A 25007-nucleotide genomic window follows, 5' to 3' on the forward strand; every position below is an offset into this window, starting at 1 on the left:
GGAAAAGGAGCCCGCGAGATGAGCCTGCAAACGTCCGGTGCGCACTATGGGTCGAGCACAGTTTGGCTCGCGCAGTTGCAGCTTGCCAGCCTCAGCGCCCGCGCCGGGCCAGACGGGGCAGAGGTTGGCGTCCTGTCTATTGGTGCTGCTGGCGTGGGCGGCGACGTAGAAGGGGACCGCGCGAGCCTGCTGCGCGGGGCCGAAGCGCGGAGCGAGGCCCGCGCTGAAAGCGATGCGCCGCAATCGAGGAACGGCGCTTCAGATACGCGCGAGCGCGGACTGGCCGACGCCCGAGAGCGCGGCTTGGGACGCATCCGGATCCGCATGCGCCGGATGGCGCGCGCGCTGGCGCATCTGCAAGGCGGCAGGAAAGGCAACGGCGTGGCCATCTATTCCGGCGGTGCATCTGGGGCAACGGCGGGCAGCGGCAGTCAGCTCGCCGCCGCTGGATCGTCATCGGGCCATGCACTCTCGATCAGGGCCGGCCAAGTCGCGGCGCTCTATATCGGTGCCGGGCATGATGCGGTGACGGTAGAGGCGCAGCGGGTCCAGAACATCCACACCGACGGCGGCGCGGCGAGCGCTCAGGGTGGCAATGATGCTTTGGCGGTGCGGGCGGAAGAGGTGAGGCAGGTCTACACTGGGGGCGGCAATGATGCGCTGGCGATGGTCGCCGGGTCGGTTCGTGGCATCTACTCCGGCGCTGGCAGCGACGCGCTGAGCATCGCCGCCGAGAGTGTAGCGGATATATACACCGATCCCGGACCACGCACGCTGGCCCAAGCGGGCGCTGATACACTCACGATCACCGCGCGCGAGGTGAGTTCGGCCTACACTGGGGGCGGGGCCGATGCCGTCAGTATCGCGGCGCACAGCATCACCTCGCTCTATACCGGCAGTGGCGAAGATGTGGTGACCCTGAAGGCGGGGCTGCTCGGCGGCATCTATACCGGGGCGGGCCGGGACGCGGTGAGCATCAATGCGGTGGTCGGCGCCTCGCAGGTCTCGCGGCTGAGCGCTGATCCTGCCGAGCCTTGGAGCCTTGGCGATACGGTTGAGGCACGGTTCCTGGCTGCGCGCAGCACGACCGCCGATGTGCACAGCGGGGCAGGGGACGATGTGCTTTCGGTCACCGTCGCAGAGGCGATCGCGCTGGAGGCAGGCGCGGGCGACGATACCCTCGTGCTCGGCGGCGGGACGATTGCGCTGCGCTATGGGGCGGGTGACGGTCATGACACGGTCACTCTGGCGCCGGGCAGCGAGGTGGTCGTGCAACTGGGTGAGGATACCGAAGACTGGTCCTTCAGCCGCGAGGGCGACAGCCTTTTGCTGCAGATCGGCAGCGGCTCGATCCGCTTCGAAGGGGTCAGCCAGAGCGCTGCCATCGGCGTGGCCAGCTGGGGAGCGGACGAATTGGCGCTTCTGCACAGTCAGCCAGAGCTGGACGCCTCGGCATGAGAGAGGCGCAGCGGTCCGAAGGGCAACGGGACACCGACTGCCTGATCAGACGAACTGCTCTCGGATCAGCCGCTCTTCCAGCCCATGGCCCGGATCGAACATCACGCGATGCGCGACGGTCGGCTCGGAGCGAATATCGACCCGAACCACATCGCGCACCGATTGGCTGTCCGCTTCGGCCATGACCGGGCGCTTCTCATGCTCGAGCACCTCAAAGCAAACCTCCGCCGCCTTCGGCAGCAGCGCCCCGCGCCAGCGCCGCGGCCGAAAGGCCGCAACGGCGGTCAGCGCCAGAACCTCGGAGCCGATGGGCAGGATCGGCCCATGCGCCGAGTAGTTGTAGGCGGTCGAGCCAGCAGGGGTGGCCAGCAGCGCGCCGTCGCACACCAGTTCGGGCAGGCGCAGCTTGCCATCCACATGGATCGCCAGTCGCGCGGCCTGCGGACCGGTGCGCAGCAGCGAGACCTCGTTGATCGCAAGCGCCTCATGGATCCGGCCATCGACCGTGGTGGCGCGCATCGAAAGCGGGTTGATCACCGCCTCTTCGGCCTCGCGCAGCCGCTCTTCCAGCCCGTGCTCGGAATAGGCGTTCATCAAAAAGCCCACGGTGCCGCGGTTCATGCCATAGACCGGCACGTTGAGTTCCTGCGTGCGGTGCAGGGTCTGCAGCATGAAGCCGTCGCCCCCCAGCGTCACGATCACATCCGCGCCCTGCTCGGTGTGGTCGCCGTAGCGGTTGCTCAGCGCGGCATGGGCAGCCTGCGCGATGGGCGCGCGCGAGGCGCAGAAGGCAATTCTCAGCGACATGGGGACAAAGGCCTTGGGTGTCCTGCGGTTTCCTGTCCCTGACGGGACGTTCCGAAACAATCACAAGTTTTCCCCAGCCGCCAGAGAGGGCGCAAGAGAAACGCAAGCTGTCGCTTTGACATCTTTGCGTTACGCGCGGTTTCCTTTACTCAGGCCGCGGAACTCGAATCCTTGACACTCCGGAGGCTTGCCCATGACCGCAGCGCCCAACGACACCGGCTTCTTCACCGAAGAGCTTTCGTCGCGTGATCCCGAACTTTTCGCAGCCATCACCGGCGAGCTTGGCCGCCAGCGGGACGAGATCGAACTGATCGCGTCCGAGAACATCGTCTCCCATGCCGTCATGCAGGCACAGGGCTCGGTGCTCACCAACAAATATGCCGAAGGCTACCCGGGCAAGCGCTACTACGGCGGCTGCGATTGGGTGGACGTGGCCGAGAACCTCGCCATCGACCGCGCCAAGCAGCTTTTCGGCTGCGAGTTCGCCAATGTGCAGCCGAACTCCGGCAGCCAGGCCAACCAGGGTGTCTATCAGGCGCTGATCCAGCCCGGCGACACGATCCTCGGCATGAGCCTCGACGCGGGCGGTCACCTGACCCATGGCGCGAAGCCCAACCAGTCGGGCAAATGGTTCAACGCCATCCAATACGGCGTGCGCAAGCAGGACAACCTGCTGGACTACGATCAGGTGCAGGAGCTGGCCAACGAGCATAAGCCCAAGCTGATCGTCGCGGGCGGCTCGGCCATCCCGCGCCAGATCGACTTTGCCAAGATGCGCGAGATCGCCGACAGCGTTGGCGCCTATCTGATGGTCGACATGGCCCACTTCGCGGGCCTCGTGGCCGGTGGTCAGCACCCGTCGCCCTTCCCGCACGCGCATGTGGCCACCACCACCACGCACAAGACCCTGCGCGGCCCGCGCGGCGGCATGATCCTGACCAACGATGAGACCATCGCCAAGAAGGTCAACTCGGCGATCTTCCCCGGCATTCAGGGCGGCCCGCTGATGCATGTCATCGCCGGCAAGGCGGTGGCCTTCGGCGAGGCGCTGCGCCCCGAGTTCAAGGATTACGCCAAGCAGGTGATCGCCAACGCGCAGGCGCTGTCGGATCAGCTGATCAAGGGCGGGCTCGACACCGTGACCCATGGCACCGACACCCATGTGGTGCTGGTTGACCTGCGCCCCAAGGGTGTGAAGGGCAACGCGACCGAGAAGGCTCTGGGCCGCGCGCATATCACCTGCAACAAGAACGGCGTGCCGTTCGATCCGGAAAAGCCGACCGTGACCTCGGGCATCCGTCTCGGCTCGCCCGCCGGGACCACCCGCGGCTTCGGCGAGGCGGAGTTCCGCAAGATCGCCGACTGGATCATCGAGGTGGTCGATGGTCTGGCGGCCAACGGCGAAGAGGGCAATGCCGAGGTCGAAGCCAAGGTGAAGGCTGAGGTGCAGGAGTTCCTCAAGGGCTTCCCGATGTACCCGACGCTCTGAGCTTCGGTTCATTGAGAAATTGAGGGGCGGGCCGGAAGGCCCGCTCTTTTTCGTTGTGTTATGGTGATTTGGTCGTCGGGTGGGCGCCTGCCCGTGGGATGGCGCCGCGACGGTTGGGGTCGGCGCTTTATCTCCGCCATGTCCGTGAAACACACGATCTCCGCGCAAGGGTGACAAAGCGCCAGCCCGCCGGGACGGGCAGGCGCTGGCCCGGCGGCTTCGCCTTGCTTCCGGGCGGACTCCCCCCTCGCTCCTATTAGGGGGCCTTCGGAAAATACATGCGCCGCGCATCTATTTTCCCGCAGCCCCCTTGGCGACGCGGGAAAAAACCGCTCTACCTTGGCGGCAGGCCCCTCGCTTCTGTCGCTCCCAAGGGCCGGCGACCAGCCCCCGAGAGCCCCCCGAGAGCCATGCCCACCAAATCCGCCTCGCCCCTCACCGTCTTGCGCATCCCGGCCTTCCGCGCCCGCTGGACGGCCTCGATGGCCTCGAACCTCGGCACGCTGGTGCAGTCGGTGGGCGCGGGCTGGATGATGACGCAGATCTCGGACAGCGACGCGATGGTGGCGCTGGTGCAGGCGGGTGTATCGGTGCCGGCGATGTTGTTCGCGATCTTCGCCGGGACGCTGGCGGATAATTTCGACCGCCGCCGGGTGATGATCGGCGCGCAGCTTTTTATGATGGCCTCGGCGGCGCTGCTCTGCACGCTGGCGTGGTTCGAGCTGCTGACGCCTTGGCTGCTGCTGGTGCTGACCTTTCTGATCGGCACCGGGTCGACCTTCTTCAACCCGTCGTGGCAGGCCTCGCTGGGGGACATCGTGCCGCGCAACGATCTGCCCTCGGCGGTGGCGCTGAACTCCATGGCGTTCAACGCCATGCGCTCGGTCGGTCCGGCGATCGGCGGGGTCATCGTCGCCGTGGCAGGGGCCGCGGCGGCCTTCGCGCTGAACGCGGTGAGCTATCTGCCGATGATCGCCGTGCTCTGGCGCTGGAAGTCGCCGCCGCCGGACAGTTCGCTGCCGCCCGAGCCGATGCGGCTCGCGGTGGGCTCGGGGCTGCGCTATGTCGCCATGTCGCCGAACCTGATGAACGTCATGGCGCGCGCCTTCCTCTTTGGCTTGGGATCGGTCGCGGTGCTGTCGCTGCTGCCACTGATCGCCCATGAAAGGCTGGGCGGCGACGCCTCGACCTTCGGGATCATGCTGGGCTGTTTCGGCGTCGGCGCGGTGATCGGCGCGCTCAACAACGCGCGGCTGCGCGACCGGTTCGACAACGAGCATCTGGTGCGGGTCGCGGCGCTGGCAGCGGTGACCGGCACGTCGATCCTTGCGGTGGCGCCGACGCTGCTGCTGTGCCTGCCCGCGCTGCTGCTCAACGGCATGGCGTGGACCGTGGCGTTGTCGCTGTTCAACGTGACGGTGCAGCTGTCGACGCCGCGCTGGGTCGTCGGGCGGGCCATCGCGCTCTACCAGTCGGCCAGCTTCGGCGGCATGGCGGCGGGCAGCTGGGTCTGGGGGTCGGTGTCGGACGGCTGGGGGCTCAGCACGGCGCTCGGCGGCGCGGCGGTGCTGCTGGCGATCGCCGCCGTGATTGGGTTCAAGATGCCGCTGCCGGAATACAGCGATCTCGATCTGTCGCCGCTCGACCGCTTCAAAGAGCCGGTGCTGCATCTCGACCTGAAGATGCGCAGCGGTCCGATCGTCGCCTCGACCGAGTTCGAGATCGACCCGGACGACGTGCCGGAGTTCCTTGCGATCATGGCCGAGCGCCGCCGCGTGCGCATCCGGGACGGGGCGCAGAACTGGGTGCTGATGCGCGATCTCGAGAACCCGCGGATGTGGGAAGAGACCTACCACGTGCCCACATGGGTCGAATACATCCGCCATAATACGCGCCGGACCAAGGCCGACGGCGGTACGTTCGAGCGGCTGATGGCGCTGCACCGCGGGTCGGAGCGTCCGCACACCCGCCGGATGATCGAGCGTCAGTCGATCCCGCGCCGCCGCAGCGGGGTCTATGATTTCAACATCTGAGGCGGCGCGGCTAGCGCTTCAGGTGTTGTCACTGTCCTCGTCATAGCCCTCGTCGCCGCGCCGGAACGAGGTCACCCGATCCTCGCGCGCGTGATAGGGCGTGCCCTCCTCGGGCGGCGCGGTTTTTCCGGGCTCCTCGGTGAAGGGCAGCGCGCCGGGCTTGGCCATATGCACATGCATGTCGGTCTGCGGGAAGGGGATCGAGATCCCCTCGCGGTCGAAGGCCTCCTTCACCTGCCGGGTGAGGTCCCAGTAGACCGTCCAGTAATCCTCGACGTTCACCCATGGCCGGCAGATGAAATCCACCGAACTGGCCCCCAGCGCGTTGACCCGCACCACCGGCGCCGGATCGTCGAGGATCAGCGGATGCTCGGCCACCACCTTTTCGAGCACCTCCTGCGCCTTTTCGATCGAGTCGCCGTAGCCGATGCCGAAGGTCAGATCGACGCGGCGCGTGGCGCTGGCGGTGACATTGGTGATCACGTCGCCCCAGACCTTGGAGTTGGGGATGACGATCACCTGATTGTCGGGCGTCAGCACGGTGGTCGAGACGATGGACACCGATTGCACCGTGCCGCCGGTGCCCGCCACGGTGACGTAATCGCCCTCGTCGAAGGGCCGGTTGATCATGATCATAAGTCCGGCCGCAAGGTTGCCCAGCGTGTCCTGCATGGCGAAGGCGATGATGAAGGACGCGCCGCCGACCAGAGCGAAGAGCGGTGTGACGTCGATCCCCAAGGCGCTGAGCACGATCATCAACCCGAACGCGATGGTCAACCAGTAGATCACCATGACGATGAAGGCCTGCAGCAGTTTCGACAGGTCGGGTACCCGCGAGAGCGCCCGGCGCGCCACGCCGCGCACCGCGCGGGCGAGGATCAGCAGACCCAGCAGCGAGCCGACGATGACCGCCACGCGCAGCGCCAGCTGCACGCCGCCATCTTCATCCGTCGCCCAGTTCGCCGCCTGCGACAGCAGCGTGCGCCAATCGGCGCGCTGGGTTTCGTCGACATGAATGGCCGCCCGGTAGGCGCGGTAGCCCGCAACCTCGGCCTCGTCGCCGCCCTTGGCTTCCAGCGCGGCGACCACGGTGCTGAGGTTCTCGAAGGCGTCATTGCGGACCTCAGTAAGCTGGGTCAGCCGCTCGCGCGGCACCTCTTCGCCATTGGCCTCGCGAGCGTTGATCGCCATCTGCTCTTGCACCACCGCCTTGGTCATGCCCTTGGCGATCCCCTCCCAGGCCTGCGCCAGCTGCGAAAGCTCGGCGGCGGTCAGCGGCAGCGTGCGCAGCGCCAGTTCGTCAGACGGGATCGACGGATTGGCCAGCGCGGTGAGCAGCGCAGCATCGCTCTCGGGCTCCAGCGGTGCATCGGCGGCACCCGCCGCCGAGAGCACCTCTGGCCGGCTGATCGCGGCCTGACGGCCCCGTTCCTCGGCACCTTCGATCACTTGCTCGGCGGGGGAGGGCGGCTCTTCAGCAGCGGCCTCGGGCGGGGCATCGGCGGTTTCCTGCGCGATGGCGGGGATGGCGATGCAGGCGGTCAGAGAAAGCAGGAGAATGGAAAGAAGTCGCAATATGTCGCGCGGCATGTAGGCCTCGATTCAAGTCGTGATTTCAATGGATTGGTAAGTTACAAAAAGACTTGTTTCGAGTTTAGCAGGACAGCGGCGCAGACACACCACCCAAGGGAGTTTTAAAGCGCCGTTCCTCGCATTTGCCGCGAGCGCACGCTTTGCCACGCCCACATGATTGGCGGACTGGCAAAAGAAAACCACCCGGCGGCGCCGCCGGGTGGTTTCCCAAATCAGTACCTAAGAACTGCGCGTCAGTCCGGGTTCTTGGCGAAGCGCAGGTAGGGCAGCTTGATGTCCAGCTCGCCGTATTTGGCCGCCGCCGCCTCGTTGTCGAGCGACAAGGCGACGATCACGTCCTGACCGGTCTCCCAGTTCGCCGGGGTCGCCAGCGGCTGCTCATAGGTGCGCTGCAGACCGTCGAGCGCGCGCAGCACCTCGGCGAAGTTGCGGCCCACCGACATCGGGTAGGTCATCATCAGCTGCACCTTCTTGTTCGGCGCGACGATGAAGACCGAGCGCACGGTCGCGCTGTCCGCCGGGGTACGGCCGTCGGGCAGATAGGCGTCGGCGGGCAGCATGTCGAGCGCCTTGGCCACTTCCAGCCCGTCATCGGCGATGATCGGGAAGCCCGCTTCGGAGCCGGCCACCGCTTCGATGTCGCCTTTCCACTTCTTGTGCTCTTCGACGCCGTCGACCGAGATGCCCATCACCTTGGTGCCGCGCTTGGCCCATTCGTCGGCCAGCTGTGCGACCGCGCCGAACTCGGTGGTGCAGACAGGCGTGAAGTCCTTCGGGTGCGAAAACAGGATCGCCCAGCTGTCGCCGATCCAGTCGTGCAGGTCGTATTCGCCCTGATCGGTGACCACGTGAAGGTTCGGGATGGTGTCGTTGATGCGAAGAGCCATTGGAATAGTCCTTTCCTGTCCGAGTGATCGGCGTTTGGTCTCGCGAAATAGATACGTCCTGCAAACCTGATGTAAAGAGGCCGCTTGCGGAGCCCGCGACGCAGTGACACTGTGCCGCCAGGGATAATTTGATCAAATCCAGACTCAGTTCCAGACTTGCGGAGAGCATCATGATCGAGAAGCGCCAGTTCTACATCGACGGTCAATGGGTGGACCCGGTCACGCCGCGCGACCACGCCGTGATTAACCCGGCCACCGAAGAGCCCTGCGCGGTCATCTCGCTGGGCGATCAGGCCGACACCGACGCCGCCGTCGCCGCCGCCAAGGCCGCGCTGCCGGGCTGGATGGCCACCCCGGTGGCCGAGCGTATCGGCTATGTCGAAAAGCTGCTCGAGGTCTATAAGGCGCGGGCCGAAGAGATGGCGCAGGCGATGACCCTCGAGATGGGCGCGCCGATCTCGCTGTCGCGCTCGGATCAGGTCGGGGCGGGCACCTTTCACCTCACCAATTTCATCCGCGCCGCCAAGGAGTTCCCCTTCGAGCACGCGCTGCGCGAGGACATTCCCGAGCACCGGATCATCCATGAAGCGGTGGGCGTCGCGGCGCTGATCACCCCGTGGAACTGGCCGATGAACCAGGTGACGCTGAAGGTTGGCGCCGCCGCCGTCGCGGGCTGCACCATGGTGCTGAAGCCCTCCGAGGAAAGCCCGCTCGACGCCATCCTCTTTGCAGAGATGATGGATGAGGCCGGGTTCCCGAAGGGCGTGTTCAACCTGGTCAACGGTGATGGCGCGGGCGTCGGCACGCAGCTGTCGTCGCATGTGGACGTGGACATGGTCAGCTTCACCGGCTCGACCCGCGCGGGCCGGGCGATCTCGAAGGCGGCTGCGGACACGCTCAAGCGCGTCTATCTCGAACTCGGCGGTAAGGGCGCCAACCTCGTCTTCGCCGATGCCGATCCAGAGGCGGTGAAGCGCGGCGTGCTGCATATGATGGAGAACTCCGGCCAGAGCTGTAACGCGCCTTCGCGCATGATGGTCGAAGCGCCCTTCTACGACACGGCGGTCGAGCAGGCAGCAAAGGCCGCCGAGGCGGTGAAGGTCGCCGACCCGCAGCAGGAAGGCGATCACATCGGTCCGGTGGTCAACGAGGTCCAGTGGGGCAAGATCCAGGATCTCATCCAGAAGGGCATCGACGAAGGCGCGCGCCTCGTGGCGGGCGGCCTTGGTCGTCCCGAAGGGCTGAACAAGGGTTTCTACGTGCGCCCCACGGTCTTTGCCGATGTGACCCCCGAGATGACCATCGCGCGCGAAGAGATCTTCGGCCCGGTGCTCTCGGTGATGAAGTTCGAGACCGAGGAAGAGGCTGTGCGCGTCGCCAATGACACGCCCTATGGCCTCACCAACTACGTGCAGAGCCAGGATGCCGCGCGGGTGAACCGGATGACCCGGCAGTTGCGCTCGGGCATGGTGCAGAACAACGGCACCGGCCGCGCCGCGGGCGCGCCCTTCGGCGGCATGAAACAGTCGGGCAATGGCCGTGAGGGCGGATCCTTCGGCATTCTCGACTTCCTCGAGGTGAAATCGGTCAGCGGCTGGGCCGCCGAATAACCCTTTCATCTTTCTAAAAATACTCGCAGCGCGACGCCCTCCACGGGCGCCGCGCTTGTCGTGTCAGCAAGGCGCCTCCGGCGGGAGTATTTGAGGAAAGATGAAAGGCCTTCTCAGAGCCCGAGCTTCTCCAGCCCAACGTCCAGCGGTGCGGGGTCTTTGAAGCGCAGGCGGACCGGCAGGCTCAGCACCTTGGGGCGGAAGGCGGCGGGCAGGCGCGCGGCGTCCTTCTCGGTGGTGACAAGCTGGGCGCCCAGCATCTGCGCCTCGCGCTCCAACCTTGTGAGCAGCGCGGGTGTGAAGGGCTGGTGATCCTCCAGCGCCTCACCCCGAACGATCTCGGCACCGAGGCTGCGGAGCGTGGCAAAGAACTTCTCGGGATGGCCGATGCCGGCGAAAGCCAGCGCGCGCAGGTCCTGCCAGTCCATGCCAGTCTGCAGCGGCTCCAGCGCGCCGCGCAGGCGGGGCAGGGCGATCTGATCGCCCCATTGCGCGTCGAAGGCCCGCTGCGCGTCGTCGTCGCCGATCGAGAGCAGCAGATCGGCGCGCTGCAGCCCCACCGCCACCGGCTCGCGCAGGGGACCGGCGGGCAGGCAGCGGCCATTGCCGAAACCGTAGCGCGCGTCGACCACGATGATCGAGAGGTCCTTGGCAAGGCCGGGGTTCTGGAAGCCATCGTCGAGGATGATCGCCTTGGCGCCCGCCGCCACGGCGGCACGAGCGCCCTCGGCGCGGTCGCGCGACACCCAGACTCGTCCGAAGGCGGCCAGCAGCAGCGGCTCGTCACCGACCTCGGCGGCGCTGTGCTGACGCGGGTCCACCTCGACCGGTCCCGAGAGGCTGCCGCCATGCCCGCGCGAGACCACATGCGCGCCCGCCTCGCTCAGCCGCTCGAGCAGAGCGATGACGGTCGGGGTCTTGCCGGTGCCGCCGGCGTTGATATTGCCGACGCAGATCACCGGAACCCCGACGCGTGCGCCGGGTCCCTTGGCCACGCGCCGCGCGGTGGCGGCTGCGGTGAGCGCGCCCAGCGGCGCAAGCAGTCGTGCCTGCCACGCGGGGGCCTCGGGGGCGGTTTGCCAGAAGTCGGGCGCGCGCATCAGGCGTGCTCCGTTTCGTCGAACCAGCCGCAGGCCAGTGCGATCATCTCGTCGGTCAGCTCGGCGCCCTCGGTGATCACATCCCAGCCCGCATGGGCCATGGCGGCGGCGCGGTCGGGGGCCACAAGCTGCGTGAGCGCCGCGCCAAGCGAGTCGAAATCGCGCACGATGCGCGCCGCGCCGGCCTCTGCAAGCCGCGAATAGGCGGGCAGATGGCGCCCGACGTTGGGCCCGTAAAGCAGGGCCGTGCCATGCGCCGCCGCCTCCATCGGATCCTCGCCGCCGTGGCCATTGACCAGCGAGCCGCCAAGGAAGGCCACCGGCGCCAGCCGGTACCACAGGCCCAGTTCCGAGGCGTCCTCGGTGACCAGAACCTGCGTGTTCTCATCGGGCATTTCACCCGCTTCCCATGCGCAGAGCCGCAGCCCGGAGGTCCGCGCCGCCTCGGCGATCTCGGGGGCGAGATCATAGGTGGCGGGCACGAGGATGAGCAGCAGCCGGTGCGCGAGGCGCACCGCGCGTTTATGCGCCAGCAGCACCTCCTCGGCCTCGCGCGCGCTGCGCAGCCGCGCGGCGAGCCAGACCGGGCGCCCGGTCAGAACCCCGGCCATTTCTTCGTAAAGCGCTGCGTTGCAATCGAGCGGCGGCGCGCTGTCGGTGATCGGGCCGGTGGCGGGCATGGCCCGCTCTTCGACGCCGGCGCGGCGCAGACGGCGGCGGGCGGGGTCATCCACCGGGCAGATGCGGTCGAACAGCTGCAGCGTCGCGCCTGCCGGGTCCGGCACCCAGCTGGGCGCAGGGCTGGTCCATGGCGCGTCACGGGCGTCGAGCAGCACCAGCTTGGTGCCAGTGTCCTGCATCTTCTGCAGCAGCGCCGGGCGCAGGTCCTGACCGATCCAGAAACACACCTGCGGATGCCAATGGGCGCAGAAGGCCTCGACTTCCGCCGGGGTCTCTCCGGGCAGGGGGACGGGCAGCGCGCCTTCGGGCGGGTGATCGGGCTGCCCGGTCACCATGAGCGACAGGTCGGGGCGCTGGACCAGCAGCCGCGCGGCCAGAGCGGCGAGGGCGCGGCCCGAGCCGGGCCCGCCCGCATGCAGCCAGAGCAGCGCGCCACTAGGACGCGGCGGGGCGCTGACCGGCGCCGAGGCGCCGCCGCGACCGCGGGCGTAGGCCAGATAGGCCGCAAGGGAAAACGGCCTGCGCCCCATGCGGGTCAGCCGAGTTCTTCGGTCGGCGACACTTCGGTTTCCTCGTCCCGCAGACGGTGGATATGGGCGATGAAGTAGCGCATGTGGGCGTTGTCGACCGTGCGCTGCGCCTCGGCCTTCCAGGCGTCATAGGCAGAGGCGTAATCGGGGTACATGCCGACGATATGGATGTCGTTCACGTCCTTGAACACGGATTTTTCGGGGGTGACGAGCTCGCCGCCGAAGACGAGGTGAAGTCGTTGAGGCATGGGGGATCCTTTCCCGTGTTGACGCGCGCAACCTACTTTCTGCGGCCGCAGCGTCAAGATTCGACCGCGGGTCAGGTGGTTTCCGTGATCACGAGACGATGATCGCGTGGCGCAGGCAGGTCGATCAGGGGCGGCTAAGGGGCGAGGGTCAGCCGGTTCATGATGTCGCCATGCAGCGCCGGGTTGGCGGCGACAACGCCCGGGTGCTGCGGATGCCGCGCGTTGAACCGCAGCGGTCGGCCCAGCCGGTCGGTGACCGTGGCGCCAGCCTCTTGCAGCAGCAGCGTGCCCGCGGCGATGTCCCACTCCCACGTCGGGCGGAAGGTCAGCATGGCGTCGAACCGGCCTTCGGCCACCAGTCCCAGCCGGTAGGCCAGCGAGGGCCGGTGCGCGCGGCGCAGCGGCGGCAGCGGCACGCGCCAATAGGGCGCGTCGATCACCGGGCGCGGGGCCAGAACTTCGGCCTCTTCCAGCACCGAAGTGCCGGTGGTGCGGATCGGCACGCCGTTGAGCGTCACGCCCTGACCGGCGGCGGCGCTGTAGAGCAGGTCGCGCTTTGGCAGGTAGACCGCGGCGGCGGTGATCTGCCCGTTCTCGGCGACCGCGAGCGAATGCGCCCATGTATCGGCGCCCTCGATAAAGCTGCGGGTGCCGTCGATCGGGTCGATGATGAACACCCGCTCGGCGGCGTGGCGGGCGGGGTCTTCGGCGCTTTCTTCGGAGAGCCAGCCATAGGAGGGGCGGGCGGTGCGCAAGGTGCTGCCAAGAAGATCGTTCACCGCCAGATCGGCGGCGGTTACCGGGCTGCCGTCCGCCTCCTTGCGCCGCACGTCGAGATCATTGGCGCCGAAAGATTTCGCCAGCGCGCCCGCCTCGCGGGCGGCGCGCTCGAGCAGCAGGCGGTCGCTGTCACTCGCCGGCAAGCGTCAGCCCCTCGACCAGCAGCGAGGGCACCACCCGCGACAGCCACGGCCGCGCATCATTGGCCGGCACAACCGAGCGCAGCATCTGCCGCAGGTTGCCCGCGATGGTGACGCCCGAGACCGGATAGGCCAGCTCGCCGTTCTCGATCCACCAGCCAGCCGCCCCGCGCGAGTAGTCGCCGGTGTTGGGGTTGATCGTCGCGCCGATCATCGAAGTGACCAGAAGGCCCCGGCCCATCTCGGCGATCAGCTGCGCGCGGGTCTTCTCGCCCTGCGTCAGCGCAAGGTTCCAGACCGTCGGCGAAGGGCCCGAGGAGGGCCCGCGCGCGGCGTTGCCGGTGGGGTCCATGCCAAGCTTGCGGGCATTGGCCAGATCAAGCGTCCAGCCCTGCAGTACACCGTCCTTGACCAGCGCACGGCGCTGCGTCGGCAGACCCTCGGCGTCGAAGGGGCGCGAGCCCGACACGCGGGCGCGGTGCGGATCCTCGATCAGCGACAGGGCGTCGGGCAGCACCGGCTCACCAAGCGCGTCGCGCAGCCAAGAGCCGCCGCGCGCCACCGCCGCGCCATTGGCCGCCGAAACCAGATGCCCGATCAGCGAGGCCGAGATACGCTCGTCGAACAGCACCGGATAGGCGCCGGTCTTGGGCTTGCGAGGGTTTAGCCGCTCCAGCGCGCGCTCAGCGGCGCTTTGGCCGATCTCGGCGGGGCTGCGCAGGTCGCTTTGGAAGGTGCGGCTGTCGCCATCATAGTCCCGCTCCATGCCCAGCCCGCTGCCAGCGATAGCGACGCAGGAGGTGGAGCGCGAGGTGCGGGCGTAGCCGCCGGAAAAGCCGTTGCTGGCGGCAAGATGCACGCGCTGCGCGCCGTAAGAGGCCGAAGAGGCCTGCACCTGCGTGATGCCGTTCACCGCCAGCGCGGCGGCTTCGGCCTCCAGCGCATCGCGCTGCAGCGCGTCGGGTGCCGGATCGGCGGCGGGGTCGGCCAGTTCGAGCGCCGCAAGATCCCAGTCCTGCGCTAGCTGCGAAGGATCGGCGAGCCCGGCATAGGGGTCTTCGGGCGCTTCGCGGGCCATGGCCACGGCGCGTTCGGCCATGGCGCGCAGCGTCTCGGACTTCACGTCCGAGGCGGATACCACCGCGCTGCGCTGGCCGATCAGCACGCGCAGTCCGATGTCGGTGCCTTCGGCGCGTTCGGCCTGTTCCAGCGCGCCGCCGCGCACGTCGATGCTGAGCGAGGTGCCGTCGATGGCGATGGCGTCGGCAGCATCTGCGCCCGCCTGTTTCGCCACGTCGAGCAGCTGCGCGGTCAGCGATTGCAGGTCCTTGGCTTCGTTGCGATCCATCACGCCGTCCATGTCACCTCCGGAAGTCTTTGATATCTGGGTAGGCCGCGGGGGCCTGCAAGGCAAGCCGGGGGCGCGGCGATAGCGCCACCTTCGGCGGCGCGAAGGCGGGGCTGCTCAGCTCGATGGCTCGACCACCCCGACGATGGGTCCAAGCGGGCGACCGATGTCGGTGCGTCCAAAGTCGGGCGCGAAGAGCCGCGAGACATTGCCGTCGAAGAACAGCGCGTTGGGCATGTCCAGACCATCGCGGAACAGCGTGCCGAACTCGTAAAAGCTCACCGGTTCCTCCGAGATGGCAAAGATCAGATCCTTGCCGTCCGCCGAGGTGCCGACGCCGTTGCGGATGTAGCGCGACGTGCTATCGGGCAGGAACCGCGGGTGCAGTTCGCCGTCGATGACCAGCATCGGCCCGGATTGCGTCGCATAGCGGCACTGCGGCTTCTTGGCGAGGAAGTCGCGGGTCTCATAGACCTGTGCGGTGCCTTCCGCGATGCACAGGATGCCGTTCGGCAGCAGGCCAAAGTTGCCGGGGCCGGGGCTGGAGATGACGCGCATCTCCTCGGTGCCGTCCTCGACATAATGGCCGACCGGGGCGCGGTCCTCATGGTACATGCCCGCGTTCATCGCGAAGACCAGCCGCTTCCCCTTTTCGCGCAGCGCGGCGTCGAGAGAGGCGAAATGCCCCCAGACCTCGCCACCCGGCGCGCGCAGGAAGGTGCGCAGGTCCTCGTCTGCGCCAACCCGGCAGAGCGTGTAGTCGCGATCCTCGAAGGTCTTGCTCTCACAGCTTACCGCAGCGGCCAGCGAAGGCACGAGCGCCGCCGCCGCCAGCGACAGCGCGGTCAGGGCGGCGCGCAGGCTCACGCGTCGTCGTCCTCGTCCGACGGGCCATCAAGGTCGCGGCGCACTTTTTCTTGCGAGAACAGCCGCCGGGTTTCATCGAGCCGGTCAAAGGTCTCGTCGAGGCGGAAGCGCAGGTCGGGCGCGTATTTCAGCGTCATCTCTTTCGAGATCGCGCGGCGCAGCTCGGATTTGTTGCGCTCGAGCAGCTCGAACATATTGCCGCTGTCCTTGCCGCCAAGGGGCACCACATAGGCGGTGGCCACCTTGAGATCGGGCGAGCAGCGCACTTCGCCGACGGTGATCGAAAGCCGGTTCAGCTCGGGGTCGTGCACATCGCCGCGATTGAGCACGTCCGCCAAGGTCCGGCGAATGAGTTCGCCGACCCGAAGCTGTCTCTGGCTGGGGCCGGAGCCCTCGTGGAATCTGTTTTTTGCCATGGCGCAGACATAGGCCTCCCGCAGGGCTTTGCCAAGAAGATGTCACCGAGATCTGCACGCGGCGCGGCGGGGTAGAAGGGCGCATTTCTTGCCTCTCGCTACACCGCGCGAAGGCCAAGGTCAGAATGTGCCCTCTGCGGCAGTGCGCCTTCCTTTGGGACATCTGCTTTGCCAACCGCCCCGAGGCAGAGTAAGCCGGGCGCAAAGCTACGCGGAACGGAGAGCAAGATGTCGGAACTGCCGGGGATTGTCGTCACGGGCGTGTCGGGGCGCATGGGCCAGATGCTGGTGCGCGAGGTGCTGGCCAGCGACAAGGTCAAACTCGTCGGCGCGGTCGAGCGTGAGGGCAATGATTGGGTGGGCCGCGATCTCGGCACCTGCATGGGTGGCACCGAGATGGGCATCACCGTCAGCGATGACCCGCTCGAGACCTTCGCCAAGGCGCAAGCGGTGCTCGACTTCACCGCGCCCGCCGCGACTGTGCAGTTCGCCGAATTAGCGGCGCAGGCCCGCGCGGTGCATGTGATCGGTACCACCGGCCTCGAAGAGAGCGATCTGGAAAAGATCCGCGCCGCCGCGCGCCACGCGGTGATCGTCCGCGCCGGCAACATGAGCCTTGGGGTCAACCTGCTCACCAAGCTGACCAAGCAGGTGGCCGCGGCGCTCGATGAGGATTGGGACATCGAGATCGTCGAGATGCACCACAACCGCAAGGTCGATGCGCCCTCGGGCACCGCGCTGATGCTGGGCGAGGCGGCGGCAGAGGGCCGGGGCGTGACGCTTTCGGAAGCCTCGGACCGGGGCCGCGACGGCATCACCGGCGCGCGTGAGCGCGGCACCATCGGCTTTGCCGCGCTGCGCGGCGGTGACGTGGTGGGCGAGCATGAGGTGATCTTTGCCGCCGCGGGCGAGCGGATCTCGCTCAAGCACATCGCTTCGGACCGCGCGCTCTTTGCCCGCGGTGCGCTGAAGGCGGCGGTCTGGGGGCAGGACAAGGCACCGGGCGAGTATGACATGCTCGACGTGCTTGGCCTCGGCGACTGAACTCAGCGACGAACCTGTGCGCCTGATTCAGGCGCAGGTTCATCGGGCCGGGCTTCACTGGGCCGGGCTGCGCGCAGCCCGGTCGCGATCTGTCCAACGACCAGCGGCACGAGGCTCAGGCCAAAGGCCAGCCCCAGCCCGATACCGCCCGGAGAGGGCAGGCGCAGCACCTGCGACAGCCCCGGCAGCCACAGCGCCGCGGCGATGAGCCCGGTGCAGAGCGCCAGCGCGCCCCAGACGTAGGGGTTGCGCAACACGTCATTGTCCAAAAGCCCGGTGCCCGGCGCGCGCATGTTGAAGACGTTCCACAGCTGCGCCAGCGCCAGCGTCACGAAGGCGACGGTGATCGCCTCCTCGCCAGGCAGATGCAGCGCGTAGAGCGCCAGCGCAAAGGCCCCCAGCGTCGCGGCGGCCAGCAGACCGCCAAGCGCGGTGATCCAAATCCATTGTGCGCGGCCAAGGATCGGCTCGGCGGGATCGCGCGGCGGGCGCTGCATCTCCTGCGCATCGCCCCGGCCCATCCCCAGCGCGAAGGCGGGGAAGACATCTGTCACGAGGTTGAGAAAGAGGATCTGCAGCGGCAGCAACGGCGCTGGCAACCCGGCGCTGACCGCCAGCGTGACAACCAGCACCTCGCACAGGTTGCACGACATTAGATAGACCACGAATTTGCGGATATTGCCGAAGATCACCCGCCCCTGATGCACCGCCTCGACGATGGTGGCGAGACGGTCGTCGCGCAGCACCATATGCGCCGCCTCGCGGGCCACCTGCGTGCCGCGCTGGCCCATGGCGATGCCGATGTCGGCCTTCTTCAGCGCCGGGGCGTCATTCACCCCATCGCCGGTCATCGCAACGATTTCGCCGTCGCGCTGATAGGCGGCGACCAGCGCCAGCTTCATCTCCGGCGCGACGCGGGCGAAAACATCGGCGCGGCGCAGCCGGGCGCGGTCGTCCTCGCTGGCGGTGGCGGGATCGAACCCGGCGAGCGCGCTGCCTTCGATCACCTCTGCCGCGCCCTCGTGCAGACCCGCGTCGCGGGCGATGCGGGCGGCGGTTTGGGCGTGATCGCCGGTAATCATCACCACGCGGATCCCCGCGGCGCGGCAGGCGGCGATGGCGGGGGGCACATCGGCGCGCAGCGGATCGGCGAAACACACCAGCCCCAGCAGGGTCAGCCCTTCGTAGGGCGCCTCATCCGGGGTTGCGGCATGTTTCATCGCCAGCGCCAGCCCGCGCAGACCATCCGCCGCCGCGGCTTCGTTGCGCGCCAGCCAGCGGGCACGCGCGGTCTCGTCGAGGCGGGTCTCTCCTGATGCGCTCAGAACCCGGTCACAGACCTCAAGCACCGACTCCGGCGCGCCCTTCACCGCGTAGAGCACGCCGCCGTCGCCCGCGTGCACTGTCGCCATCATGCGCCGCTCGGGGTCGAAAGCATGTTCGATCAGCGCCGGGGTGTCCGCCGCAATGCCCGCGTCTTTTGCCGCCTCCAGAAGCGCCAGTTCCATCGGATCGCCAGTGCCGCGCGTGCCATCCTGCCCAAGCTCGGCGCCGTTGCACAGCGCGCCGACCTGCAGCGCCAGCGCGAGGGGGGATCCCTTTGCCACGGCACTTTCCGGCGGGAACGCGGTATCGCCCTCGTCCAGCAGAAAACGCGCCACCTGCATGCGGTTCTCGGTGAGGGTGCCGGTCTTGTCGGTGAGGATCACCGTCGTCGCGCCCAGCGTTTCCACCGACGCGAGCCGTGTGATCACCGCGTTGTGCCGCGCCATGCGCCACATGCCGCGCGCAAGGCAGAGCGTCGCGACCACCGGCAGCCCTTCGGGGATTGCCGCGACGGCGAGTGCGACGCCGGTCTGGATCATGTCGATCAGCGCATGGCCGCGCGCCACCCCGGCACCGATCATCACCAGCGCGAGGGCCAGAGTCAGCCACACCAATTTTTGCCCCAGCCGCGCCAGCCGCCGTTCCAGCGGCGACGCCTCGGCCTCGGCTTCCTGCGCCAGTTTCGAGATGCGCCCCAGTTCGGTCGCCATCCCGGTGGCGGTGACGAGGGCCTCACCGCTGCCGCGGGTCAGCGCCGTGCCCTTGAAGACCATGCTGCGGCGTTCGGCGAGCGGAGCCTCGGGCGCGGCGGGATCGGCGCTCTTCTCCACCGGCAGCGATTCGCCGGTGAGCACGGATTCATCGGCATAGAGGCCCGAGGCGCGCGTCAGCCGCAGATCGGCGGTGATCACGTCGCCCGCTTCGAGGATCACCACGTCGCCGGGCACCAGATCGCGGGCATCTACCATCCGTGCGGCGCCGCCCCGCCGCACGCGGGTCTGCACCTCGGCCATATGCAGCAGCGCCTCCATCGAGCGGGCGGCGCGCAATTCGGTGAAAAAGCCGATGGCGGTGTTGAGCGCCAGCACCGCGAGGATCGCCAGCGCCTCTACGTGGTCCTGCACCAGCAGCGAGAACCCGGCGGCCGCGACCAAGAGCCAGACGATGACGCTGCGCAATTGGTGCAGGAGGAGCGTCAGAAGGCTTTGGGGTTTCTGCTCGCGCAGCCGGTTCGGGCCGACCTGTGCCAGCCGCTTGTCGGCCTCGGCCCCGGACAGGCCGGCGTCCGGCGCCACGCCAAGGCGGGTCGCCGTGTCCGCTGCGCTCAGCGCGTGAAAGCCGGTTTCGGCAGGGGGCGGCACGCTTTACCTCTTTGATCGACGGATAATCCGACGATTGCCAAGGCGGGCGGGCGCGTCAACAGGCGCTGGCGTCGCGGAAGGTGCGCGATCTCAGAAGTCGATCGCGATGCCTTTCTTCTCCCAGTCGCCATAGCGCGCCGGGTCGAGTCCGTCGCGTCCACCGTATTCCTTGGCCTGCGGGGCCTTGGCGCGGGCCTCGGCTTCGGCCTTGCGGCGCGCTTCGGCCTCGGCCAGCGCGCGCTGCGCGGCGGGGGGAAGATCGGCGGAAATCTCGGGGCGTGTCTCGTCGCTCATGGCTATGCCCTCCTCGGGCGCGCTTTCCTTGCGTGGGTCCCCTTGATATAGGCCCCGAGATCAGGCGCGGGCAAGACCCGCAGGTTCGCGGAGTGGGTCCGATGGCAGAGAGCACAAAACGCCCCGGCAAGGGCAAGCGTCCGGGCAAAACCAAGGAGACCCCGTCGGCGAGCCCCGCGCGGGCCGCGGCGGTGGCGCTGCTTGGGCAGGTGCTGGGGCAAGGGCGCCAACTGAGCGACGCCATGCAGGCCGGATCCTTTGCGCGGCTCGACCCGGCGGACCGCGCGGCGGCGCAGCGGCTCGCGACCGATGTGCTGCGCAACCTGCCGCGCTGTGATCAGGTGCTGAAGCCGCGGCTGCGCAAGGCGCCGCCGCTGTCGGTGCGCAACGTGCTGCGGCTTGGCGCCTATGAGCTTTGCACCGGCGGCGCGGCGCATGGGGTGGTGAACGATTGCGTCAGCCTGAGTTCCGCCGATCGCAAGACCAAGACCATGTCGGGCATGGTCAACGCGGTGCTGCGAAGGCTCGCCGACGAGGGCCCCGAGCTGTGGGCCAAACTGCGCGTGCCGCGCCTGCCGCGCTGGCTGCGAGATCCGCTGGTCGCGGCATGGGGCAGCCCAGCCGTTGCGGAGATGGAGCGCGCACATCTGGCGGGCGCTCCGCTTGATATTTCGGTCAGCGCGAATGCCGAAGGCTGGGCCGAGCGGCTTGGGGCCGACCTTCTGCCCACCGGCTCGCTGCGGCTGGCGGATCCCGGTCAGGTCTCGGCGCTGCCCGGTTTCGACGAGGGTGGATGGTGGGTGCAGGATGCCGCCGCGGCGCTGCCCGCCAAGCTGCTGGGCGACGTGAAGGGCCTGCAAGTGCTGGACATGTGCGCCGCGCCGGGGGGCAAGACACTGCAATTGGCCGCAGGCGGGGCCGAGGTCACGGCGCTCGACCTTTCGGAGGGCCGCATGGCGCGGGTGCTCGAGAACCTCATCCGCACCGGGCTGAAGGCCAAGACGCAGGTGGGCGACGCGCTGGAGGCGACCGGCAGCTATGACGCGATCTTGCTGGACGCGCCCTGTTCGGCCACCGGCACCATCCGCCGCCACCCCGATCTGCCCCACGCCAAACAGGGCGAGGGCATTTCGGAGCTGATCGGCCTGCAGGAGGCGATGCTCGATCACGCGCTGTCGCTGCTGAAGCCGGGCGGGCGTTTGGTGTTCTGTACCTGCTCGCTGCTGCCCGACGAGGGCGAATGCCACATCGAAGAGGCGCTGACGCGCCACGACGGGCTGAAGGTTCTGCCGCTCGACGCGCCGTGGATCGAAGACGGCTGGCGCAGCGAAGAAGGCGGCCTGCGGCTGCGTCCGGACTTCTGGCCCGAGCGCGGCGGCATGGACGGCTTTTACATGGCGGTTCTGGAAAAGCCCGCCGGGTAAGCCTGCCTCGTTTCCGGGCGGCGGGGCCGTCCGGCGTTGCGCGCAGGCCGCAAAGGCGGGTGCATGGCATCGCGTTTGCGCGATTTAAGCCGCTTGCCCGGTGACTTGCGCCTCTGCCGGGTCTACCCTTGCCGCAAAAGCCCCGAGGCGGGCAGAAGGGCAGGGCATGGTAGATATGGCGAGCTGGTCGGTCACCGCCACGCAGTTTCTCAACCGCGTGCATTCGCGGCTCGCCGCGCGGGCCGGAAGCGCCACCGCCTTTGTCTCGCAGCCCGAGCCGCGCGCGACCGGTCAATTTGCCCGCGGGCGGCAGCTTTGCGCCGGGAACCTGATGTTCGCCGGCTATCTGGCCGAAGCACCGGGCACCAGCATTTGGGACATCGAAGTCGACGACAGCGCGTGGCAGGAAGAGATCCATGCCTTCGGCTGGCTTGACGATCTTGCGGCGGTGGGGGACGCGCAGGCGCGGGAACTCGCGCAGAACTGGCTGATGGGCTGGATCGACCGCTATGGGCGCGGCACCGGGCCGGGCTGGGTGCCCGAGCTGTCGGGACGGCGGCTGATCCGCTGGATCCATCACGCGCTGTTCCTGCTGCGCGGCATGACTCCAGAGCAATCGACGCGCTTTTACCGCGCGCTGGCGGCGCAGACCCGCTTTCTGGCCAAGCGGCGGGGTGCGGCGCTGCCCGGACTGCCGCGCTTCGAGGCGCTCACCGGGTTGATCTACGCGTCGCTTTCGCTGGAAGGGATGGGCGCCTATCTCGATCCGGCGCGCCGCGCCTTGGATCTGGAATGCACCCGGCAGATCGACGTGGCGGGCGGGCTGCCGACGCGCAACCCCGAAGAACTGCTTGAGGTCTTCACCCTGCTGACATGGGCGCGCGCGGCGCTGGAAGAGGGCGATATCGAGCCCGGTCCCGCGCACCTCAACGCGATCACCCGTATCGCGCCGAGCCTGCGCGCGCTGCGTCATGCCGATGGCGGGCTGGCGCGGTTCCACGGCGGCGGGCGCGGCGCCGAGGGGCGGCTCGATCAGGCGCTGGCGGCCTCTGGCGTGCGGCGCCGCCCGGTCGAGGGGCTGGCCATGGGGTTTGCGCGGCTGGCAGGCGGGCGCAGCACGGTGATCATCGACGCCGCCGCACCTCCGGCGGGACGCGCCTCCGCCGAGGCGCATGCCGCGACGCTGGGCTTTGAGCTGACCTCGGGGCGACGTCCGCTGATCGTCAGCTGCGGCGCGGGCAAAGTCTTTGGCGAGGAATGGCGCCGCGCGGGACGCGCCACGCCCTCGCATTCGACGCTGTGCCTTGATGCCTCCTCCAGTTCCAAGCTCGGCGCGCGTCGCCGGATCGGCGGCATCGAGCGCGAATTGATCGTCGAGGCGCCCGCCGATGTGCCGGTGGAGCTTGAGCAGGACGCCTCTGGCTGGCGCTTCGAGGGCGCGCATGACGGCTGGAAACGCAGCCACGGGCTGACCCACGCGCGCAAGCTGGAACTGACACTGGATGGGCGCATGCTGTCGGGCGAAGACATGCTGTTTGCGCTCGACGCCGGGGATCGCAAGGCCTTCGACCGGCGGATCGACAAGGCGGGGCTTTCGGGCATTCCCTATGAGATTCGTTTTCACCTGCATCCGGACGTGGATGCCGAGATCGACATGGGCGGCACGGCGGTCTCTCTGGCGCTGCGGTCGGGCGAGATCTGGGTGTTTCGCACCGAGCCGGGCGCGGATTTATCCCTTGAAAGCTCGGTTTACCTCGAAAAGGGCCGTTTGAGGCCCCGCGGGGCGCAACAGATCGTTTTATCCGGGCGCGCGATAGAGTATGCGACGCGCATCCGCTGGTCGCTGGGTAAAGCGCAGGACACCGCTGTCGCGATCCGAGACCTTGCCCAGGACGAGCCGGATGTGACGCTCTGAACCATCTGGGACCCTCCTTATGCCTGATCTGCACCCCGTCGCCCGCGCTCTGATTTCCGTCTCCGACAAGACCGGTCTCATCGACCTGGCCAAGGCGCTGAGCGCAAGGGGTGTCGAGCTGCTCTCCACCGGCGGCTCCGCCAAGGCGATCCGCGAGGCGGGCCTCACGGTGCGCGACGTGTCGGATGTGACCGAATTCCCCGAGATGATGGACGGCCGCGTCAAGACGCTGCACCCGCGCGTCCACGGCGGCCTGCTGGCGCTGCGCGACAACCCCGCGCATGTCGAGGCGATGAAGGCGCATGGCATCACCGGGATCGACCTGCTGGTGGTCAACCTCTACCCGTTCGAGGAAACCGTCGCCAAGGGCGCCGATTACGACACCTGTATCGAGAACATCGACATCGGCGGCCCGGCGATGATCCGCGCCGCGGCCAAGAACCACGCCTTCGTCAACGTCGTGACCGACGTGGCCGACTATGAGGCGCTGCTGGCCGAGCTTGACGCCAATGACGGCGCGACCACCTATGCCTTCCGCCAGAAGCTGGCGCAGGTCGCCTATGCCCGCACCGGCGCCTATGACGCCTCCGTCTCGACCTGGATGGCCGCTGCGCTGAACGACGACGCGCCGCGCCGCCGGGTGTTCTCGGGCGAGATTGCCCAGACCCTGCGCTATGGTGAGAACCCGCACCAGAAAGCCGCCTTCTACCGCGACGGCTCGGACCGTCCGGGCGTGGCGACCGCCGTGCAGCATCAGGGCAAGGAACTGAGCTACAACAACATCAACGACACCGACGCCGCCTTCGAGCTGGTCTCGGAGTTTCTGCCCGCCGACGGCCCGGCCTGCGCGATCATCAAGCACGCCAACCCCTGCGGCGTCGCCAAGGGCGCGACCCTGAAGGAAGCCTACCAGAAGGCATTCGACTGCGACCGCACCTCGGCCTTTGGCGGCATCGTCGCGCTGAACAAGCCGCTGGATGCCGAGACCGCCGAGGCGATCACCGAGATCTTCACCGAGGTGGTGATCGCGCCGGGCGCCGATGACGCGGCCAAGGAGATCTTTGCCAAGAAGAAGAACCTGCGCCTGCTGACCACCAACGGCCTTGCCAACACCGCAGAGCCGGGGCTCGCCTACCGTCAGGTGTCGGGCGGCATGCTCGTGCAGGACAAGGACAACGGTCTGATCACGCTGGAAGATCTCAAAGTGGTCACCAAGCGCCAGCCCTCGGACGCGGAACTGCAGGACCTGCTGTTCGCGTGGAAAGTCGCCAAGCACGTGAAGTCGAACGCCATCGTCTACGTCAAGAACGGCGCCACCGTCGGTGTGGGCGCGGGCCAGATGAGCCGTGTCGACTCGGCGCTGATCGCCGCCAAGAAGGCCGAGCGCATGGCCGAGGCGCTGGAGCTTCCCGAGGCGCTGACCAAAGGCTCTGCCGTGGCCTCCGACGCCTTCTTCCCCTTCGCCGACGGTCTGCTCGAAGCGGCGGCTGCAGGCGCGACCACGGTGATCCAGCCGGGCGGCTCGATGCGCGACAACGAGGTGATCGCGGCGGCCGACGAGGCGGGCCTTGCCATGGTCTTCACCGGAATGCGCCACTTCCGGCACTGAATCCGAGCAGGGGCGGGGGCTCTGCCCCCTCTTGGCCGATGGCCAAT

20 protein-coding genes are annotated in these 25007 nt (G+C 68.1%); 8 read left to right on the top strand and 12 right to left on the bottom strand.

The annotated features are described in order from the left end of the window. Positions 1–18: 18 nt before the first annotated feature. Complete coding sequence (locus AYJ57_RS16460) at positions 19–1458, top strand: hypothetical protein (RefSeq protein WP_066108435.1); 1440 nt, start codon at positions 19–21, stop codon at positions 1456–1458. 45 nt (positions 1459–1503) lie between these two features. On the opposite strand, the gene AYJ57_RS16465 is transcribed toward AYJ57_RS16460, so the two are convergent. After that, the gene (locus AYJ57_RS16465; protein WP_066108439.1) at positions 1504–2265 is read right to left on the bottom strand and encodes an NAD kinase; all 762 of its coding nucleotides are present in this window, start codon (positions 2263–2265) and stop codon (positions 1504–1506) included. 193 nt (positions 2266–2458) lie between these two features. On the opposite strand from AYJ57_RS16465, the gene glyA reads away from it, so the two are divergent. Both glyA and AYJ57_RS16475 read left to right on the top strand, forming a co-directional pair. Next, complete coding sequence (gene glyA, locus AYJ57_RS16470) at positions 2459–3754, top strand: serine hydroxymethyltransferase (RefSeq protein ID WP_066108441.1); 1296 nt, start codon at positions 2459–2461, stop codon at positions 3752–3754. Positions 3755–4164: 410 nt separating this feature from the next. Next, positions 4165–5787: an MFS transporter gene (locus AYJ57_RS16475; protein WP_066108444.1), complete on the top strand. Its 1623-nt coding sequence runs from the start codon at positions 4165–4167 to the stop codon at positions 5785–5787. An 18-nt stretch (positions 5788–5805) separates the two neighbouring features. Here the strand turns inward: AYJ57_RS16475 and AYJ57_RS16480 are convergent, their stop codons facing one another. Both AYJ57_RS16480 and AYJ57_RS16485 read right to left on the bottom strand, forming a co-directional pair. Next, positions 5806–7377 (bottom strand): mechanosensitive ion channel family protein, encoded by a 1572-nt coding sequence (locus tag AYJ57_RS16480; RefSeq protein ID WP_066108447.1) that lies wholly within the window; start codon positions 7375–7377, stop codon positions 5806–5808. Positions 7378–7613: 236 nt separating this feature from the next. Next, positions 7614–8267, bottom strand: coding sequence for a peroxiredoxin (locus AYJ57_RS16485; RefSeq protein WP_066108450.1), 654 nt, complete (start codon positions 8265–8267; stop codon positions 7614–7616). A 170-nt stretch (positions 8268–8437) separates the two neighbouring features. On the opposite strand from AYJ57_RS16485, the gene AYJ57_RS16490 reads away from it, so the two are divergent. After that, positions 8438–9877 carry an aldehyde dehydrogenase family protein gene (locus tag AYJ57_RS16490; protein ID WP_066108452.1) on the top strand — a complete coding sequence of 480 codons (1440 nt, stop codon included), beginning with the start codon at positions 8438–8440 and terminating at the stop codon, positions 9875–9877. A 113-nt stretch (positions 9878–9990) separates the two neighbouring features. Here AYJ57_RS16490 and lpxK read toward each other — a convergent pair whose 3' ends face one another. From lpxK to rbfA, 7 genes are all read right to left on the bottom strand, one after another. Continuing rightward, the gene (lpxK, locus tag AYJ57_RS16495; RefSeq protein ID WP_066108455.1) at positions 9991–10977 is read right to left on the bottom strand and encodes a tetraacyldisaccharide 4'-kinase; all 987 of its coding nucleotides are present in this window, start codon (positions 10975–10977) and stop codon (positions 9991–9993) included. Further along, positions 10977–12188, bottom strand: coding sequence for a 3-deoxy-D-manno-octulosonic acid transferase (locus AYJ57_RS16500; RefSeq protein WP_066108457.1), 1212 nt, complete (start codon positions 12186–12188; stop codon positions 10977–10979). Before AYJ57_RS16500 ends, lpxK begins: the two co-directional genes overlap by 1 nt. 5 nt (positions 12189–12193) lie before the next feature. Continuing rightward, entirely contained in the window at positions 12194–12436 is a 243-nt protein-coding gene (locus AYJ57_RS16505) for a DUF4170 domain-containing protein (RefSeq protein WP_066108458.1), read from the bottom strand. A gap of 134 nt (positions 12437–12570) precedes the next feature. Further along, positions 12571–13359 carry an inositol monophosphatase family protein gene (locus tag AYJ57_RS16510; protein WP_066108461.1) on the bottom strand — a complete coding sequence of 263 codons (789 nt, stop codon included), beginning with the start codon at positions 13357–13359 and terminating at the stop codon, positions 12571–12573. After that, positions 13346–14716, bottom strand: a complete 1371-nt coding sequence (locus AYJ57_RS16515; protein ID WP_237220259.1) for a TldD/PmbA family protein — start codon at positions 14714–14716, stop codon at positions 13346–13348. The genes AYJ57_RS16510 and AYJ57_RS16515 overlap by 14 nt, the downstream gene beginning before the upstream one ends. A 105-nt stretch (positions 14717–14821) precedes the next feature. Further along, positions 14822–15565, bottom strand: a complete 744-nt coding sequence (locus tag AYJ57_RS16520) for a phosphodiester glycosidase family protein (protein ID WP_066110413.1) — start codon at positions 15563–15565, stop codon at positions 14822–14824. A 2-nt stretch (positions 15566–15567) separates the two neighbouring features. Further along, positions 15568–15987 (bottom strand): 30S ribosome-binding factor RbfA, encoded by a 420-nt coding sequence (rbfA, locus tag AYJ57_RS16525; RefSeq protein WP_066108464.1) that lies wholly within the window; start codon positions 15985–15987, stop codon positions 15568–15570. 228 nt (positions 15988–16215) lie between these two features. On the opposite strand from rbfA, the gene dapB reads away from it, so the two are divergent. Continuing rightward, positions 16216–17031 (top strand): 4-hydroxy-tetrahydrodipicolinate reductase, encoded by an 816-nt coding sequence (gene dapB, locus AYJ57_RS16530; protein ID WP_066108466.1) that lies wholly within the window; start codon positions 16216–16218, stop codon positions 17029–17031. A 2-nt stretch (positions 17032–17033) separates the two neighbouring features. On the opposite strand, the gene AYJ57_RS16535 is transcribed toward dapB, so the two are convergent. Next, complete coding sequence (locus tag AYJ57_RS16535) at positions 17034–19718, bottom strand: cation-translocating P-type ATPase (RefSeq protein ID WP_083191326.1); 2685 nt, start codon at positions 19716–19718, stop codon at positions 17034–17036. 90 nt (positions 19719–19808) lie between these two features. Further along, positions 19809–20012, bottom strand: a complete 204-nt coding sequence (locus tag AYJ57_RS16540) for a DUF1674 domain-containing protein (protein ID WP_066108468.1) — start codon at positions 20010–20012, stop codon at positions 19809–19811. 101 nt (positions 20013–20113) lie between these two features. On the opposite strand from AYJ57_RS16540, the gene AYJ57_RS16545 reads away from it, so the two are divergent. The 3 genes from AYJ57_RS16545 to purH all read left to right on the top strand — a co-directional run bounded on the left by AYJ57_RS16545 (position 20114) and on the right by purH (position 24960). Continuing rightward, positions 20114–21436 carry an RsmB/NOP family class I SAM-dependent RNA methyltransferase gene (locus AYJ57_RS16545; protein WP_083191327.1) on the top strand — a complete coding sequence of 441 codons (1323 nt, stop codon included), beginning with the start codon at positions 20114–20116 and terminating at the stop codon, positions 21434–21436. A gap of 166 nt (positions 21437–21602) precedes the next feature. Further along, positions 21603–23351 (top strand): heparinase II/III family protein, encoded by a 1749-nt coding sequence (locus tag AYJ57_RS16550; RefSeq protein ID WP_066108471.1) that lies wholly within the window; start codon positions 21603–21605, stop codon positions 23349–23351. 19 nt (positions 23352–23370) lie between these two features. Then, complete coding sequence (gene purH, locus AYJ57_RS16555) at positions 23371–24960, top strand: bifunctional phosphoribosylaminoimidazolecarboxamide formyltransferase/IMP cyclohydrolase (RefSeq protein WP_066108473.1); 1590 nt, start codon at positions 23371–23373, stop codon at positions 24958–24960. Positions 24961–25007 lie beyond the last annotated feature (47 nt).

This window comes from Salipiger sp. CCB-MM3 (assembly GCF_001687105.1).
GTDB lineage: Bacteria > Pseudomonadota > Alphaproteobacteria > Rhodobacterales > Rhodobacteraceae > Salipiger.

Bases quoted from the DNA above. Each gene is read 5' to 3' on its own strand.
- AYJ57_RS16485 (WP_066108450.1), bottom strand. From the start codon at position 8,267: ATGGCTCTTCGCATCAACGACACCATCCCGAACCTTCACGTGGTCACC.
- AYJ57_RS16550 (WP_066108471.1), top strand. From the start codon at position 21,603: ATGGTAGATATGGCGAGCTGGTCGGTCACCGCCACGCAGTTTCTCAAC.
- rbfA (WP_066108464.1), bottom strand. From the start codon at position 15,987: ATGGCAAAAAACAGATTCCACGAGGGCTCCGGCCCCAGCCAGAGACAG.
- AYJ57_RS16545 (WP_083191327.1), top strand. From the start codon at position 20,114: ATGGCAGAGAGCACAAAACGCCCCGGCAAGGGCAAGCGTCCGGGCAAA.
- AYJ57_RS16475 (WP_066108444.1), top strand. From the start codon at position 4,165: ATGCCCACCAAATCCGCCTCGCCCCTCACCGTCTTGCGCATCCCGGCC.
- AYJ57_RS16460 (WP_066108435.1), top strand. From the start codon at position 19: ATGAGCCTGCAAACGTCCGGTGCGCACTATGGGTCGAGCACAGTTTGG.
- AYJ57_RS16515 (WP_237220259.1), bottom strand. From the start codon at position 14,716: ATGGACGGCGTGATGGATCGCAACGAAGCCAAGGACCTGCAATCGCTG.
- dapB (WP_066108466.1), top strand. From the start codon at position 16,216: ATGTCGGAACTGCCGGGGATTGTCGTCACGGGCGTGTCGGGGCGCATG.
- AYJ57_RS16505 (WP_066108458.1), bottom strand. From the start codon at position 12,436: ATGCCTCAACGACTTCACCTCGTCTTCGGCGGCGAGCTCGTCACCCCC.
- purH (WP_066108473.1), top strand. From the start codon at position 23,371: ATGCCTGATCTGCACCCCGTCGCCCGCGCTCTGATTTCCGTCTCCGAC.
- AYJ57_RS16500 (WP_066108457.1), bottom strand. From the start codon at position 12,188: ATGGGGCGCAGGCCGTTTTCCCTTGCGGCCTATCTGGCCTACGCCCGC.
- AYJ57_RS16490 (WP_066108452.1), top strand. From the start codon at position 8,438: ATGATCGAGAAGCGCCAGTTCTACATCGACGGTCAATGGGTGGACCCG.
- AYJ57_RS16480 (WP_066108447.1), bottom strand. From the start codon at position 7,377: ATGCCGCGCGACATATTGCGACTTCTTTCCATTCTCCTGCTTTCTCTG.
- AYJ57_RS16465 (WP_066108439.1), bottom strand. From the start codon at position 2,265: ATGTCGCTGAGAATTGCCTTCTGCGCCTCGCGCGCGCCCATCGCGCAG.
- AYJ57_RS16540 (WP_066108468.1), bottom strand. From the start codon at position 20,012: ATGAGCGACGAGACACGCCCCGAGATTTCCGCCGATCTTCCCCCCGCC.
- glyA (WP_066108441.1), top strand. From the start codon at position 2,459: ATGACCGCAGCGCCCAACGACACCGGCTTCTTCACCGAAGAGCTTTCG.
- lpxK (WP_066108455.1), bottom strand. From the start codon at position 10,977: ATGCGCGCGCCCGACTTCTGGCAAACCGCCCCCGAGGCCCCCGCGTGG.